At 20.8% G+C, this 18031-nt stretch carries 9 protein-coding genes; 4 read left to right on the top strand and 5 right to left on the bottom strand.

Annotated elements, in window-relative coordinates; translation table 11 throughout:
• The 3 genes from KTO59_RS02330 to KTO59_RS02320 form a co-directional block, all read right to left on the bottom strand.
• Nucleotides 1–4635: AAA family ATPase (locus KTO59_RS02330; protein WP_284928422.1), on the bottom strand; the 4635-nt coding region annotated here is incomplete at its 3' end.
• 213 nt (nt 4636–4848) lie between these two features.
• Nucleotides 4849–5508, bottom strand: a complete 660-nt coding sequence (locus KTO59_RS02325) for an adenylate kinase (RefSeq protein WP_225696061.1) — start codon at nt 5506–5508, stop codon at nt 4849–4851.
• 574 nt (nt 5509–6082) lie between these two features.
• Entirely contained in the window at nt 6083–7525 is a 1443-nt protein-coding gene (locus KTO59_RS02320; RefSeq protein WP_284928421.1) for an ABC transporter ATP-binding protein/permease, read from the bottom strand.
• Nucleotides 7526–8117: 592 nt separating this feature from the next.
• Between KTO59_RS02320 and KTO59_RS02315 the strand changes: the two genes are divergently transcribed.
• From KTO59_RS02315 to KTO59_RS02300, 4 genes are all read left to right on the top strand, one after another.
• The gene (locus tag KTO59_RS02315; RefSeq protein ID WP_225696060.1) at nt 8118–8384 is read left to right on the top strand and encodes a co-chaperone GroES; all 267 of its coding nucleotides are present in this window, start codon (nt 8118–8120) and stop codon (nt 8382–8384) included.
• Nucleotides 8385–8456: 72 nt separating this feature from the next.
• A complete protein-coding gene (gene groL / locus KTO59_RS02310; protein WP_225696059.1) occupies nt 8457–10073 on the top strand; it encodes a chaperonin GroEL in 1617 nt (538 codons plus the stop codon).
• Nucleotides 10074–10254: 181 nt separating this feature from the next.
• On the top strand, nt 10255–11973 hold the full coding sequence (locus KTO59_RS02305) for an ABC transporter ATP-binding protein (RefSeq protein ID WP_284928420.1): 1719 nt from the start codon (nt 10255–10257) through the stop codon (nt 11971–11973).
• A gap of 1 nt (nt 11974) precedes the next feature.
• A complete protein-coding gene (locus tag KTO59_RS02300; RefSeq protein ID WP_284928419.1) occupies nt 11975–13753 on the top strand; it encodes an ABC transporter ATP-binding protein in 1779 nt (592 codons plus the stop codon).
• A gap of 309 nt (nt 13754–14062) precedes the next feature.
• Here KTO59_RS02300 and ftsH read toward each other — a convergent pair whose 3' ends face one another.
• A complete protein-coding gene (gene ftsH, locus KTO59_RS02295) occupies nt 14063–15844 on the bottom strand; it encodes an ATP-dependent zinc metalloprotease FtsH (RefSeq protein WP_284928418.1) in 1782 nt (593 codons plus the stop codon).
• Between the two features lie 24 nt (nt 15845–15868).
• A partial coding sequence (locus tag KTO59_RS02290; protein ID WP_284928417.1) for an ABC transporter substrate-binding protein occupies nt 15869–18031 on the bottom strand: 2163 nt, incomplete at its 5' end.

Genomic DNA, 18031 nt, shown 5'->3' with positions numbered 1-18031 from the left:
CTCTTGGTCGCCCATTTGTTCTTCTTTAATATTTTCTTGTTTTAATTCGTCTTTAGCGATAACAAAAGCTGTTTCTTTAATTAAGTCTATTTCTTGATTAGATATTTTTTGATTCAATACATTATCTATTAATATATATTTATTTATATTATCAGATATTTTTTTCTTTAAATTATTTTCTAAATTTTTAATATTCTTTTCAATTTCTTCGTTAAGCAAATTAATTATTTTTTCTAATTCTAAATCATTATAAAATAATTCTTTTTTTGTTTTTTCTTCTAATAAATTTATTATTTTATCTTTTTCTAAATTACAATTAATATTTAATTGTTTTAATATTGTTTTCCAATATTTATCGAAAAGTTTTTTATTAACTTGTTTTTCTGTTTTATAAATTTGATTTTGAATATCTTTTAAAGAATATTTGCTTTGTATTACAAAATAATCATAAACATTTTGATTTATTTGTTTTTTAATTTTATCTATTTCTAAATAATTAAATATTTTTGTATTAAAAGTTATCGAATTTATTAAATTTGCAATTTTTTCTTGTAAATTGTTTTCTTTATTTTTTATTAATTTGTTTTTAATATTAGAAAAAATTTCATTTTTGATTTCTTTTAAAAATAAAAAATTATTTTTTTGAAATATTTTGTTTATTTGTTTTGTAATATCTCTTTTTAATTCGAAAGAATCTTCTAAAATAATTAGTTCATTTTGTCTAATAATTTCATCATAAATATTATTAGTTAATTGTTCTTTAATTTCTTCAATATACTTTAATATTATTTTTTCGAATTCTAATTCATTATTTTTTGTTACTTGAGATATTTCTAATAATTTATTTTTTAAATTTTCATCTGATTTTAAAAAATTAAATTCATTTGTATATTTTTGCATTAAACCTTCTATTTTCATTTTATTATGTTTAATTTTTTCAATATTCCAAATAAAATAAATTTGTGTTACTTTTGCTTCGATTGCTACATTTAAAATTGATTCTAAATTAGAAGTTTTTTTAATTTCTTTTATTTCTTTGCTTTCGGTTCCTTCTTTAAAATAAAATCCTAATAATTCTTCAGGAAAAGGATTATCCGAAGAATAAAATTTTTTTATTCTTTCTAAATTATTTGAATCAACTTCAAATTCTACTGTTTTTTCTTGAGAATTTTGATTATAAACTAATTTTTTATTTAATATATAATTGTTTTTAATTAATTGAAAATATTTTTTTTCTTCATCAGTAAAATCACTATCAACAAAAAGATGTTGTATCGGAGTATTTTTGTATTCTTGGATTGTATATAATTGTTCTGGGGAAGGTTTTATATGATCATGTTCTTGCCAATTAATAACATTTTGTTTATTTATCAATCTATCTATTACTAATTGCAAATCTATTGGTAAAATATTCAAATGTTTATGTTCGTAAAACGCAACATTTATTGATTGTTCAAACAATTCTATCATTTTTCTAGGTGTTCTTAATTCGTCTAATCTTGAATCAATTATTTGTTTTGATATTTTATCTAAATATTGATAAGTTCTTATATCTAAATTATATTTTTTAGAAATTTGTTTTAAAAAAATATTTATATTTTCTTCATTCCAAAAATCAATTTTTATTAATTTATTAAATCTGCTTAAAATAGAATTATCAATATCGTCTTTAAAATTGGTCGTTGCTATAACAAAAACTGGTTTTGTTTCGTCTGTATAAATACCATCTATTTGAGATAAAAAAGAAATAACAACGTTTCCATGATCGGAATTTAAACCGTCACCGTTACGTTTTTTAAATGCTGTTTCACATTCATCTATTAAAATAATACTCGGCGAGTGTTTTCTAGCTTCATCAAAAATATTTTTGACCAATCTTGGAGATTCACCAACATATGTTTTAGAAAAATCAGAAGATGTTATAGAAAAAAAAGGTAATCCAGATTCTTTAGCAAAAGCTTTAGCTAAATAAGTTTTCCCTGTTCCAGGCGGACCATATAATAAAATACCTTTAGGGGGTTGGCTATTACCCATAATTTTATATTCTTTTATATCATCAGTGAATTGAATTAAACTTTCTTTTAATTGTTTTGTAGCTTCTTTGTTTCCTATAACGTCTTTAAAAGTCGGGAATTTATCTGTTTTTTTAAAAAAAATTTTTGCATTTTCAGATTCATCTTTTTTTTTTATTTCTTGTTCTTGTCTCATTTTTTGAAAAAAATCCAAAACTTCTCTATTCATTGTCTTCATATGAGACATAGCTTCTATAAGTAAATAATTAAACATATTATTATTTTGTAAAGATATTTCTATTTTTTCTCTATATTTATCTAATTTTGTTTTTAAATTTTCTAAAGAGTTTATTTGTTTTTTGATATCTTTTTGTAATTTGTTTTTTTCATTTTGATTTAAAATTTGATTTTGTTTAATTTGTTCTTCTTGTATTTCTAAATTTGTTTGTAAATTATTAATTTTTTTATTAGATGATTCAATAAATTCTTCTTTTTGAGACATTTGTTCTTTTAAATTTTTTATTTGTTTTCTCATTTGATTAATATCTTCACTTAACAATCTTTGAGTTTCTTGAGATAAAAATTTATTTTCTATTAATTCTTTAGTTTTCGAATTTATATCTTGTTCTAAATTTTCTATTTTTTTAGATAAATTTTCTATACTAGATTCTTTTTGTTCAATATCTTTTTCTAAAATGAAAATTTGTTTTTGTTTATTATTAATAATATCTGTTTGTTCTTCAACTGTTTGTTTTAATTTATCAATATTTTTATAAGCGATATCCAAATCATTTTCTAGTATATCTAAATATTTTGTTTGTTTTTTTATATCATTTTTTAATTCGTTTTTTTCTTCTTCGTTTAAATTTTTAATAAAAATAATCTCATCTTTTTGTTCTTGCAATTGATTTCTCAAAATATTAATTTCTTCTTGTGCTTGAATTAAAAAATTTTCTTTAGAATATAATTGGCTTTTTAAATCTAAAATTAATTTTTCTTTTTCATTAATTTGATTTTGTAATTTTTGTTTTTCTTGTGTCGATAAAAGTTTATTTTCTTCGAGTTGTTCTTTTTTATTTTTAATTTCTTGTTCGACTTTTATAATTTGATCGTTTAAAGAATTTATAATATTTTCTTTTATTTTAATATTCTGTTCTAAATTTTCAATTTTATTTTGTTTTTGTTCGATAATATTTTTTTGTTCTTCGATAGTTTGTCTTAATTCAGTTATTGTACTTTGTGCAATATCTAAATTATTTTTTATTTTTTTTAATTGTTTTTTGTTATCTTCTATATCATCTTGTAATTTTTGTTTTTCTAATGAATTTAAATTTTGCATTTCGCTGATTTCGTTATTTTTTTCTTCTAATTGTTGAAAAAGATTTGTAATTTGTTCTTTATTACTTTCTAAAACGAATTCTTTTAAAATTAATTTATCTCTTAATTCACTAATATCTTTTTTAAGTGATGAAATTTCTATATTTGATATTTTTTGTTGATTTTCGGATAATAACTTATTTTTTTTTATTTTATTTTCTAGATTTTCAGTTATTTTTTTAATTTCTTCCTTTAAATCAAAAATTTGTTTATTATTATTTTCAACGACTATCTCCAACGTTTTAATCTTTTCGTTTTTATTTTTAATTATTTTTTGTTGTTCTTCTTGAGTTTCAGCTAATCTATCAATATTTCTTTGAGATGATTCTAATTTATTTTTCAAAACATTTAATTGTTCGATTTTGTTTTTTAAATCTTTTTGGAATTCTAATTTTTCTGCCTCTTGTAATATTTTATCTTCATTAATTTTTTGATTACTTGTTTTTAATTCCAAAATTAAAAAATTTATTTTTTGTTCTTGGGTTTGAATTAATTCTTCTTGTTGTTCTAAAGCCAAAAATTGACCATTTTGTTCTTCGATATTTTTTTTTAAAATCTCAATTTCTTTATTTTTATTTAATATATCTATTTTTTGTTTTTTTAATAAATCAATATATGTATTTATTTTCTGTTTTAAAGAAGAAATTTGTTCTTCTATTTGTTTAATATTTTTTTGTTTATTCAAATTCGCTTGTTTTTCAGTTTCTAAAATTATAATTTCTTCGAAAGTATCGATTAAAAATTGAATTTCTTTTTTAGATACGAATTCAAGATTGGCAGGAGACCATATTTTCCATGAATAACCTTTATTTCCTTGAAAATTTTGTTTTTTATAATTTAGATATGTTCTATAATTATCAAAATCTATTTTATTTCCTGGAAATACAAAGCAATATTCATTTGTATCGAAAACAGTTTGTGCAATTGTATTTTCGAATTCATCTATTATATTATATTTTTCTAATAACTTAATTCGATCTTCAATAGTTGTTTTCGTTTCATGAATATAATAAGGTTTATCGAATTCTTCTAATATTTTAGTTAAAACTTTTTTTAATAAATTATCATTTGTTAATTTAGGATAAATTTGCTTTAATTTTGAAATAATTTTATTACTTTGATATTCTTCTTCTTTTATATTATTGACATTAGAATTAATAGCTTTTATAACAAGTTTTATATTTAAAAAAATTAATATTATCAATGTTAATAAAATATTTAATAATATTTTGTTTTTTGTCTTCATTTTAGAAAACTTTCTAATCTAAATTACTTTGTTAAAATAATTTCTTTGATAAATATCAAATATCTTTATAAGAAAATTTTATTTAGGTATTTTATTTTCTTTTTTTATTTTCTTTTGTTAAATTAAAATTTATCTTAATTTTTAAATTATTAATTCTTTTTTATAAAAAAATTTTTTCTATTTATTTTGATTCAATAAATAGAAAAAATTTTTTCATTTTATATTTGGTATTTCTTTTAATATTATTTCAGTAATATCTTTAATTGATTTAGTATCTTCGTCTACTTTAATTTCTGTTAATTTATTATTTTTTTTATAATATTCAATTAAAGGAAAAGTTTCTTTTTTATAAATTAATAAACGTTTTTGAAAAGTATTTAAATTATCATCTTTTCTTTGAATTAAATAAGTATTATCGTTATCACAAAAACCATATTTTTCAGGTGATTTATTTTCTTTATGATAAATTTCTCCACATTGAGGACAAACGATTCTTCCTATAATTCTTTTTTCTAATAATTTCTCACTAACATTAAAATAAAAAACTTTATTTAAAACAATTTTTTTTTTATCTAATTCTTCAGTTAAAAAACGCGCTTGATCTAAATTACGAGGATAACCATCTAAAATAAATCCTGTTTTAATATTTTCATTAGTTAAATATTTACTTATCATAGAATTGGTTATTTTATCAGGAACCAATAAACCTTTATTAATATAAGATTTAACTATCTTCCCTAAATCTGTTTTATTTCTTAAATTTTCTCTAAAAATATCTCCTATTGAAATATGAGGGATATTTAAATTTTTTGATAAAATTAAAGATTGAGTACCTTTGCCCGAAGCTGGAGGGCCTATTAAAATTATATTCATGTATTCACCCTTATTATATAATTAAATAATAGAATTATGAAAATTAAAAAATAATTTTTTTATAATTTAATTTCAATTTAAAATTATATTCATGTATTCATTTTTATTATATAATTAAATAATATAATTATGAAAATTAAAAAATAATTTTTTATAATTTAATTTAAATTTAATTATTTTTAAAAATAAAATTTTTAAAATTGAAAAACTTTTTAAAAAATTATATTTTGATATAAATTCTATTTTACAAAAATTTTACTTAAAAAAAATATTCGAAAATATAAAAAAATAATACTCAATACTTTAACATATAAAACATTATAATTTTAAATAAAAATTTCGAATATTTATTAAATTTCTTAAATATTATTGATTTAGAATTTGTTTATTATTTCGTTAAAAGAAAATTATTATATATCTTTTTAATTTGATGTATATATTCGCAACCATAATTAATTAATATAAAAAAAATATTAGTTTTGAATTTCATAATGATTTTATTCCGTATTTTTGTATAAATATGTGTAATAATTTTATTAATTTTTTTATTATTTAAAATTAAAATATAACAAAACTATTTGCGATCCAAAATAATACTTAAAGGATAAGGATTTTGTCTAAATAATTTATTTATTTGGTATTTTATCGTTACTATATTTATAAATAATGGATATAAATAAGATAATAAAAAATAAACTATTAAATTGATTTGAAAATGTTGATAGATGAAACTTTTTAAACCATTAGGAAAAGAATCATTAGAAGAAAAAGAATAATAAATAAAGACCAAAGATAAATGCACTCCTAGACTTTGAAAAAATGACAATTTAAAAGCAAATATTCTAAATATTTTTTTAATATCTTTTTTAAAAGCGCCTAATGATTGTAAAATACCAATTTCTTTTTTTTTAAATTCTATTCTGTTTTTTATAATATAATTCAATTGAAAAAAAGAATTTAAAAACAAAAATAAACAAAAAATAAAAAATAAAAAACAAGAAAAAATGTTAAGAGAACGAAAATTTTGATAAATGAAAAAATTAAAAAATAATATTGTCAATATAATTAGTAAACATCCAGGGAACCCCATAGCCATAATGGCTCTAAAATATAATTTTTTATTATTTTTGAAAGTATTTTTTGTAAAAGAAATAGCTGATGAATATGTAAGATAAGATCGATAATAAACATTATCAAGTGAATTAGAAAAATCTTTTACATCAGAAAAAAATATTTTTGTTGTTGTTTTTTCGAAATTTGCTTTTTCTTCTAAAATATCTTTATTTTTTATTAATTCTAACATTTCTTCTTTAGTATAATATTTTTTATCATTATCGAAAATAGGTTTTACATTTAATTTTTTCGAAATATCTTTAATAATAGAACCATTTTTTAATTCTATTAAACGATCTCCATATTTAAGAGCATTTTCTTTGTTATGAGTAACTACGATAACTAACTTTTCTTTAGATATTTCTTTTAATAAATCAAAAACTTGTTTTTCTGTTTGTTCATCTAAATTACAGGTAGGTTCATCAGCTAAAATCATTTTAGAATTTTTAATTAAAGAACGTGCGATACCTACTCTTTGTTTTTGTCCTCCAGAAAGTTGATTAATTTTTTTTAATTTTAAATTGTTTATTTCTAATTTTTGTAATATTTTTTCTACTTTTTCAGTATTAATATTTTTATTTTGAATTTCGCATGTTATTTTAATATTATCGTAAACAGTTAATTCTTCTAAAAGATAAAATTCTTGAAAAATAAAACTGACAAAATTATTTCTATAAGAGCCTAATTTTTCGTTATTAAATTTTTGAGTAATGTTTAAATCATGAACATAAATATCACCTTGATTAGAATTATCTAATCCACCTAATAAATATAACAAAGTAGATTTTCCTGAACCAGATTTCCCTGTTATGCAAACCAAACCTTTATCAGGTAAATTAAAAGAAATATTTTTTAATGTTTGTTCGTTTTTAAAAATTTTGCATAAATTTTGTATTTTCAACATATTATTAATTTTATTAATGCCTTTTTTATATCTTTTTTTATGTCTATTTATAACAAATCTTAATTTATTATAAATCTTAATTTATTAATGTTTTTGTAATTAAAAAAAAAGTAATTAAAACACAAAAATGTTTAATTTTTAAAAAATTGAATTAAATAAAAAAATAAAAATCATTATGAATTAAAAAAATTCATAATAACAATAACAAAAAAATTAAAATAATGAACTATATTAATTATAACATATATAATATAAAAAAATTTATAACAAGAATATATAATAAACTATAAAAAAATATTAAAAAAACGTTTGTTAATAACAAAATAATAAAAAAACATTATTTTATTATTATAAAAAAATAAAGAATAAATCTCAAAAAGTTTTTTAATTTTAAACTAAATTAATTAATTTAAAAGTATCAGTTTTACTCCAATTTCGTAAAAATAAATTTCAATATATAAAATTAACTTTTTATAAATTTGATGTATAATATATTTGTTAATTATGTTTATTAATGAGATTATATAGACTAAAAAACTATCAATTGATAGTTTGTTTATTTCATTGTCAGAACGATAGAAAGGAAATATTTATGTTAATTAAACCTTTAAAAGATTATGTTGTTATAAAACATAAAGAAGAAAAAAAGAACGAAAGTTCAATTATTTTAAAATTAAAAAATCAAACACAAGAAAATAATTGTACAGGTACTGTTGTAAGTTGTGGTCCTGAAGTATCCAAAGAAATTCAGCCTAATTATAAAGTAGTTTACGAAAATTATGCTGGAACCAAAATTACAATTGAAAAAGAAGAATATTTAATTCTAAAAACTGATAAAATAATAGCTTTATTAGTTTAAATTAAATAAAAACTAATAATTTTCAAATTAATATGAAATAAAAATTTAATTAAGGAGATGTAATTTAATAATATGGCAGCTAAATCGATTCTTTTTGGTAAAGATGCCAGAAAAGAAATTTTAAATGGAGTAGATATTTTAGCAAACACTGTTAAAGTTACTTTAGGTCCTAACGGAAAAAATGTTGCTTTAGAAAAAAGCAATGGATTGTCTTTTATTGTTAATGATGGCGTTACAATCGCTAAAGAAATAGAGTTAATAGAACCTTTTCAAAATATGGGAGCACAATTATTACGTGAGGCTGCTACAAAAACTAACGATAATGCAGGAGATGGAACAACAACAGCAATTGTTTTAGCTCAAAGTATGATTAAAAAAGGTTTTGAATTTATTAATTCTGGCGCTCAATCTGTTTTAGTTAAAAAAGGAATTCTTAAAGCTTCACAAAAAGTCATAGAAAAAATTTTAGAAAAATCTAAACCAATTTCTACACAAGAAGAAATAGCTAATATCGCTACACTTTCTTCAGGTAGTAAAGAAATAGGCGAAATTATAGTTTCTGCAATAAATAAAGTTACTCAAAAAGGAATAATTAGCATAGGAGAATCTAAAGGTTTAGAAACTGAATTAGAAGTTGTTGAGGGAATGCAATATGATAAAGGTTATTTATCAAGTATTTTTGTTAATAAATTGGCCAATATGTCAGTCGAATTTGAAAAAGCATTAATTTTGGTAACTGATCATAAAATTAATAACATTAACGAAATTAATCATTTATTGGAAGAAGTTAAAGCAAAAACTCAACCTTTGTTAATTATAGCTAATTCGTTTGATAACGATGTAATTAATATTTTGGCGCTAAATAAGTTTCATGGTATTTTAAATATCGCTGCTACTGAAGCCCCTGGTTTCGGAGATAATCAAAAAGAATTATTAAAAGATATTGCTATTTTAACTAAAGCGAATTTTATTTCTAAAGATTTAGATATGCAATTACAAAATATAAAAATAGAAGATTTAGGCCAAATTAAAAAAGCAATTATCAAAAAAGATAATACAATATTAATGGGAGCGGATAAAAGTCCTTCTTTAACCAAAAGAATTGAAGAAATAGAAAATCATATTCAAAATACAAATAATGAACATGAATTAAACAATTTAAAATCTCGTTTAGCTAAATTATCTGGTGGAGTAGCTGTTATTAAAGTAGGGGCAGCTACAGAAATAGAACTAAAAGAACGAAAATTAAGACTTGAAGACGCTTTAAATGCTGCTCAAGCTGCTGTTACTGAAGGTATTTTAGTTGGTGGTGGAAAAACTTTAGTAGAAATTTATAAAGTTTTAAAAGAAACTTTAAAAGATTCTAATTCGGATATTCAAAAAGGAATAAATGTTGTTTTAGATAGTTTATTAACTCCAACTTATCAAATTTCCAAAAATTCAGGTTTTAATGGAGATTTAGTTGTTAAAGAACAATTAAAACAAAAAGAAAATTTTGGATTTAATGCCGAAACAGGAGAATATGTTGATTTATTTAAAGAAGGAATCATTGATCCTACTAAAGTGACAAAACAAGCTATTTTAAATTCTGCATCTATCGCTTCTATGTTTGTTACTACTGAAGCAGCTGTTACTTCTGTGAAAGAAAAAAAAGATTTTTCTCAGATGTCAGATAATAATCTTTTTTAAATTAATAACTTAAATAGTTTTCTTTTTATAAAGAAAACTATTTTTTTATTACAAATAATAAAAAATGTTATAATTGCTAATAATATCCGATTTATTTAGTTTATTAATTTTTTTGTTTTATTTTTTATTTTAATTTGTTTTACATATATTAAAAGAAAGTAAGTTTTGAAGCATTAATTATATGAAATTAATTTTGAAATATATTTTTAAACATAAAAAACTTCTTTTATTGAATATTTTTTCTTTTTTATTAATAATTATCGGAGAGTTATTGATTCCTTATGTCATAGGTAAATATATTGTAAATCCTAAACCTACAACACAATTTATAAATGTTTTTTTATGTTTATGCATAATAGTTTTGATTGTTATTGTAGGAAATTTTGTTATAACTTTTTGTATTTCCAAAATTGCATCTTTGGTTTTTAAAGATTTAAGTACAGATTTATTTAAAAAAATACAAACTTTTTCTTTTATAGACATGCAAAAATTAGGAGTTTCAGCTATTGTAAGCAGAATGACCTATAATGTGTATCAAATAATGAATTTTGTAATTGCTTTTTATAAAACTGTTGTTTCTACACCTATTATGTTAGTTTCTTGTTTTATTATAGTTTACAAGATTGATCCTTCGTTATCTTATGGCATATTAGCTATAACGTTTTGTTTTATCTTTCTTTTAATTTTTATTATTGTGAAAAATTATTCTTTATCAATTGAACAACATAATCTTTTAGAAGAAATGAATTATAAAATCAGATCTAGCATTACAGGAGTAAAAATAATTCGAACTTTAAATCAAGAAAAAAATGAAGAAACAAAATTCGAAAAAATAAATGTATCTTTTAGAGATTCGATTGTTAAATTATTTAATTCTATTCTTTCAATTGAACCTTTATTTTATTTCTTATTAAATCTGTCTATTATTATTACTATTAAACTTGCTTCGGATCTTATTCTAGAAGGACATATGGATATTGGTAATTTATATATTTGTATAACTTATAATGTTCATATTTTATCTTCTATTTTGACTTTTTTATTATTATTTATGATGTTTCCAAAAACTTTAGTAGCATTAGCGAAAATTCAATATTTATTTGATATTAAACCTTGTATTAATAAAAATGCAATAAATTTAGAATTTTTAGAAAATATTCAAAAATTAGAATTTAAAAACGTTTGTTATCGACATCCTGATAATTCTAAATTAATCTTAGAAAATATTAATTTTACATTTAACAAATCAGAAATAGTTGCTTTTGTAGGAAAAACAGGATCAGGAAAAACTACTTTAATGAATTTAATTCCCCGTTTGATCGATCCTACTCAAGGAGTTATAGAAATTAATGGTATAGATATTCAAAATTATGATTTGAAAAATTTAAGGGATAAAATTGGTTTTGTTTCACAAACAAATATTTTATTTAAAGGTACTATTTTTAGTAATTTGTTATTCGGCAAAGAAAATGCCGATATCGAAGAAATGTTCGAAAAATCTAAAATAAGCCAATCATATCAATTTATCCAAAATAAAACTCATAAATTAGAAGAACCTGTAAGTGAATTAGGATCAAATTTCTCTGGTGGTCAAAAACAAAGACTTTCTATTACAAGAGCTTTATTAAAACAACCAGATATTTATATTTTTGATGATTCCTTTTCCGCTTTAGATTATGAAACTGATTTAGCTATTAGAAAATCTTTTTTAGCTCAAAAAAAGAAAGAATCTATAGTAATAATAGTGGCACAAAGGTTAACGTCTATTTTGAATGCTGATAAAATTATTGTTTTAGATAATGGAAAAATAGTAAGCATCGGAACACATAAAGAATTGATGAATAAATGTCCTGTTTATCAAAAAATTGCTTTTTCTCAAAAAATTCAAGAGGTATTGTAAAATGCAAAAGATGTCTAAATATTTAAGTCCTTTTAAAACAAAAATAATAATTAGTATTGTTTTAATTTTTTTTATTGCTGCAATTCAATGTTATATTCCATTATTTGAAGGAAAACAAATTTTAGACTTTATTAATAATAAAGACAATCGTGTTCGTGGTAACGAAACATCTTATCGAGAACATATTTTGTTTTTTTTAAGTATAAATGTTATTTTATATTTATTATGCGCAATAGGCAAATTTATTTATAACAAATTTTTAATAAATTCCATTCATAAAGGAATTAAAAATATGCGTCAAGATATTTATAAAAAAATTAATAGATTACCTATTAAATTTTTTGATCAAAATACTGTTGGTGATGTTATGAATAAAATGACTAATAATGTCGATATTATTTCTAATGGATTACAACAAACTTTTGCTTCTATTATTTGTGCTTTTTTTAATATAGCTATTTTATTAGTTTGCATGTTGTTAGTCAATTGGCGTTTAGGTTTTGTTATTTCTTTAATGATTCCTTTTTCTCTTATTGTGATCTTTATTATTAATAGAAAATCTCGTCATATTTTTATTCAAAGATTCGATAAAACATCTGAATATAATGGTTTTTTACAAGAAAAACTTAACGGTCATAAAGAAATTATTTTATATAATCAACAAAAAAATATTATTAAAGAATTTAAAGATATTAATCAAGATTTATCTAAAATGATTTTTAAATCAAATTTTTTCTCTAGTTTAGCTATTCCTATTATTAATTCTTTTACATATATTATATTAACTATTATTATTGTTATGGGGTATTACTTAATGCTTCCTATCGATAATAAAGGTTTTTTATTTACTTTGGGTTTTTGCACAATTCAATTAGGGATATTCGAAGCTTTTATTCAATATGTTTGGCGTTTAGGAAATCCTATTAATGATTTAAGTCAAATTTTTGTTGTTATTCAATCAACTAAAGCTGCTATCCAAAAAGTTTTTGATTTTTTATACGAAACCGAAGAAAAAGAAGATGAACCTAATTGTATTACTTTAGATAAAGTAGAAGGTTTTGTTTCTTTTTCGAATGTTTCATTTGGTTATTATAAAGATTCACTTGTTCTTAAAAATATTAATTTAGATGTTTATAAAAATCAAACAGTAGCTGTTGTTGGTTCTACTGGTTCAGGAAAAACAACTTTAATCAATTTATTAACTAGATTTTATGATATTGATGAAGGTTCTATAACAATTGATGGAGTAGATATTAGACAATTACAAAAACAATATTTAAGAAAAATTTTAGGATTAGTTTTACAAGATGTTTGGCTTTTTAAAGGTACTATTTTAGAAAATATTCAATATGGTAACGAAAATAAAACAAAAGAAGAAATTATAGAAGTAGCAAAACAAACTCAAATTCATGATTTTATCATGGCCAAAGAAGAAGGTTATCAAACTATCATTAATGAAGAGTCAGATAATTTATCACAAGGTGAAAAGCAATTAATTACAATAACTAGAACTTTATTAAATAATCCTTCTATTTTAATTTTAGACGAAGCTACTTCGGCTATCGATACTCAAATGGAAATGATTTGTCAAAAGTCTATTCAAAAATTATGCGAAAATAAAACATCTTTTATAATTGCGCATCGTTTATCCACAATTGTAAATGCTGATGTTATTGTAGTATTAAAAAACGGTGTTATCATTGAAAAAGGTAAACATAATGAATTACTTGAATTAAAAGGATTCTATTATAACCTTTATCATAGTCAATTTAAACAATAATAATAAAAAATATACATTATATATTGTTTTTTATATTATAATGGATCGTACTGTTATAGGTTTTTTAAAAAAGTTTCTTTTTATAAAATTTACTTTTAAAATTTTAATAATTTTACAAAAAATTTTTAATTTATATTTGTATCTTAAAATAAATCCAACAATAATTAAAATTATTTTAAAATTTATTAAATTATTGATTTTTAAAAAAATCTTTTTAATTTTATAATTTTTTAACAAATTATATATTTTTTCTAAATAATAAAAAAAGAAACTTCTAAAAGTTTCTTTTTTTATTATTAATTAAATATTTTAAGCAATTGTTAATTTGTCTATTTCTTCTTTATTAATAGTTTCTTTTTCTAATAATAAATTAGTTATTTTATCTAATAAAGATTTATTTTCTTTAATAATTTTTTGACATTCAAGATAACATTCGTCTACTATTTTTTTAATTTCTATATCGATCATTTTTTTATCAGAGAATTCTGAATCTTGAGTAATTCCTAAATCACTCATTCCATATTTAGTAACCATTAAACGAGCTATTTTAGTAGCTTGTTTAAAATCATCATAAGCTCCATTTGAAACGTCATCAAAAACTAATTCTTCAGCTACTCTACCACCTAAATAAGAAACGATATTCGCTAACATTCTTTTTTTAGAAGAAAAGAAAGTTTCTTTTTCAGGTAACATTAAGTTATAACCGCCTGCTGAACCTCTCGGAATGATAGTTATTTTTTGTACTTTTTGAGCATGTTCTAATTTTAAACCAATGACTGCGTGTCCCGCTTCATGGTAAGCGACCATTTTTCTTTCTTCTTCAGTATATTTAATTGATTTTTTAGCTGGTCCCATTAACACACGATCAATCGCTTCTTCTAATTCTTCCATTGTAATCATTTCTTTTTGATTTCTGACTGTTAAAATAGAGGCTTCGTTTAAAATAGCTTCTAATTGAGCTCCACTCATTCCTGGAGTTTGTTTGGCTAATTGATGAAAATTAATATCAGATGAAATATTTTTATTACGAGCATGAACTTTTAAAATAGCTTCTCTCGCTTTAACATCTGGTAAACCTACTTTCAAGACTCTATCAAATCTTCCTGGTCTTAATAAAGCTGCATCTAAGATATCAGCTCTATTAGTAGCTCCAATAACAATAATTCCTTTAGACGAAGAAAATCCATCCATTTCAGTTAATAGTTGATTTAAAGTTTGATCTTTTTCTTGAGATCCTCCTGAAAAACCACTTCTTTTGCCTCCTAAAACATCTATTTCGTCAATAAAAAGCACACAAGGAGCATTATTTTTAGCTTCTTTGAATAATTTTCTGACACGAGAAGCGCCGACACCGACATACATTTCAACAAATTCAGAACCTGAAATTGCGTAAAAAGGAACATTTGCTTCTCCAGCCAAAGCTTTAGCTAATAAGGTTTTTCCTGTTCCAGGAGGGCCTTCTAATAAAATACCTTTAGGTATTTTAGCTCCTATAGAAGTATATTTTTGAGGTCTTTTTAAGAAATCAATTAATTCTTTCATTTCTTCTTTTTCTTCTTCGTTACCAGCAACATCTTTGAATGTGAATCTAGATTTTTGTTTAGAAGAGATTAAAGGATTAGAGTTAAGTTTACCTGACGATTTTAACATAGTATCAATTATATAACAAATAAAAATAATATATCCAATCAAATTTAATATTTGAATAACTATTAATATATTTTCTTTATATTTAATATAAAAAATAGGTCTTTCAGTTTCTATAAAAATATTTTCAAATTCTTTTGTATGTTTGCTTAAAAAAGTTCTACATTTAGATAAATCTTCTTTCAGTAATATAATTTTATGTTTACTGTTATCTTGTTTTATTAATTGCAATTCAAAAAAATCATTATTATGATTTTTTATAAAAATAGTAACATTTTTATAATCCTTATAATTTTCTTCAAAATCAGAATATTTGTTCAAAGACTGTTTATAAATATTTGAATCTAATAATTTATCTAAATAATAGAATAAAAAAATAAAAAATATAATAATTGTTAATCCGCTTATAAAAATTAAAGTTTTTTTGTTATTAAATTTTATCATTTATATTAGCCTTTCTTTAGTGATTTAATTTTTATAAATAATTACATTTTGTAAAGATAATAAGGGAATTGTTGGTAAATTATCAAAATATATTTTATCTATTTCTTGTATTAATTTAAGTATTATTTTTTGTTTTGTTTCTTTGTTTAAATTATGGCTATTTTTGCAATTTATATAAAAAGCGAATAAATATTGCATGTCGCCTTCTAATTTATTTTGTTCATTCATTCCTTCGAAATCAAAAGAGCTATATTTGAATTTTTTTTTCAAAAATTCTTTTTCTTTGTCGGAAATTTGTCTTAATTCTTGATCAAAATCAATATTAAATATATAATTCTGATAAAATCTGGTAAGTAGCACTAACATAATATTCATAAATTCTTGTGTGGGATAGATGTCTATGCACAAATCAGAATCATTATCTAAGTCTTCTATAATAGCGGATAAGTTTTCTCCTTGTTCGTTTTGTTGTGTTATTTCTTCGATTAAATTTTTATTTTTGGTTAAACAATTATTTAAAATAATTTTATTATCAAAAATATTTGCTATTTTTGTTTTTAAATAATTAAAAATACTTTTTAATCTTTCATCTTTGATTGTATTAGTTTTTAATACGATTTGTTGTGTTTGTAATTCAGGTTCTAATTTATCCCAAGCTAATTTAAATAATCTTTTAGCTTCATTTTCACAAAAACTTTTTTCTATGATTTCTTGTTCGTTTATATTAGATATTTCATTTAAATTTAAAAAATTAAATAAATTCTTAGACATATCCGTTTTTTTAGAATAATGAAATTCAGATAATGGTGATATTGGATAGCAAGACGGTTGATAAAAAGGTAATATTTCTTTTATTATTTGTTGTCGATTAATAGCTAAATAAAAAGCTTTACGAAAATTAGGATCTTGCAAAATTTTATGAGGTAATTGAATTTTGTCCCATTTTTCTAATTTTTGTTTATGTTGTTGTAAAGATTCTTTGTCATCTGAAAAAATATCTTCTAACGCCAAATTGTAATTTTGATAAATTTCATTTATTTTATTCGGATCATTGATTAATTCTAAAACTTCTTTAACTTTTTCGACTTTGTTTTTTTTAGGTAATTTGGAAAAATAATCTTTAAAATAATTTAATTGTTCAATCATTTTACTTTTTAAACTATTTTGTTTTGTGGTTAAATTGAAAAACAAAAATAATTGTTCTTCTTTTAATTTAAATTCTTTTTTATGATCAGTTTTTAAAAAATTTTCATTAAATAGATGATCATTATAAGAAATATCTTCTTCAATTTCTTCTAAAGGTTCAAAAAAAGACAATTTTCCTTGTTGAAAAAGATCATGTTGTTCTTTTTTTGATGCTGATAAATATAAAATATTTTGTTGAGGATCGTTATTGAATAGATTTTTTTGAAGTAATAATTTCATTTTTTGAGGTGAAAATTCAACTATTTTATAATCTCCATAAGAACATATAGGGTTACGTTTGTTTCCGTATTCTTCTTTGACAAAATTATTTAAATTATCATTTTGTCCATATTCTAAAGGTAGACAAAATATTTTTTCATTTAGATATTTAATTAAGTCGTTCGGAACTATATTATTATTAATTCTTAATTTTATTTTATCATCACTATCTATATTAATTAAATCATTGAAAAGATTTCTTTTTCGGTCTTGATTATATTCCATTATATAATTCGTTGTTAGAACATTGTCTAAATGATCTTCTAATAATTTTCGGCCATAACCACAATCCAGATATTTTTTCAAAGTATATTTAAGAGTTTTTGAATTAATTAATTCTCCTGTTTCAAACTTTAATTCAGGTTTTATATTTAAAATTATTGTATCATTGTTTTTGTCATAAGTATTCTCGACAATATCTTTTTTTAAATAATTTATAATTTCTGACCCCAAAGCGTTATCTAAATTTTTAAAAATATTTAAATTTTCGGGAAATTCATCCTTTTGTAAACATATAATTTGAGTATTATTAGGAATTTCTAATTGTCGAGCGTCTTGTGGGTTATAATTATATTTTTGCATATTTTCTTTATCGGATTTATTTTTGTAATAAATTTTAATTAATAAAATTAAAATAGCAAGAAAACAAATTAAAATAACAATAAAATAAAATATTTTTATCTTTTTTCTTTTTATTGTATTATACATTAGTTTGTATTTATT

This window comes from Candidatus Phytoplasma sp. AldY-WA1, from assembly GCF_020312115.2.
Taxonomy (GTDB): domain Bacteria; phylum Bacillota_I; class Bacilli_A; order Acholeplasmatales; family Acholeplasmataceae; genus Phytoplasma; species Phytoplasma vitis.
This window is presented reverse-complemented; position numbering and strand designations above follow the sequence as displayed.

Excerpts from the sequence above, each read along its gene's own strand:
- KTO59_RS02325 (WP_225696061.1), bottom strand. The coding sequence starts at position 5,508 with ATGAATATAATTTTAATAGGCCCTCCAGCTTCGGGCAAAGGTACTCAA.
- KTO59_RS02320 (WP_284928421.1), bottom strand. The coding sequence starts at position 7,525 with ATGTTGAAAATACAAAATTTATGCAAAATTTTTAAAAACGAACAAACA.
- KTO59_RS02315 (WP_225696060.1), top strand. The coding sequence starts at position 8,118 with ATGTTAATTAAACCTTTAAAAGATTATGTTGTTATAAAACATAAAGAA.
- groL (WP_225696059.1), top strand. The coding sequence starts at position 8,457 with ATGGCAGCTAAATCGATTCTTTTTGGTAAAGATGCCAGAAAAGAAATT.
- KTO59_RS02305 (WP_284928420.1), top strand. The coding sequence starts at position 10,255 with ATGAAATTAATTTTGAAATATATTTTTAAACATAAAAAACTTCTTTTA.
- KTO59_RS02300 (WP_284928419.1), top strand. The coding sequence starts at position 11,975 with ATGCAAAAGATGTCTAAATATTTAAGTCCTTTTAAAACAAAAATAATA.
- ftsH (WP_284928418.1), bottom strand. The coding sequence starts at position 15,844 with ATGATAAAATTTAATAACAAAAAAACTTTAATTTTTATAAGCGGATTA.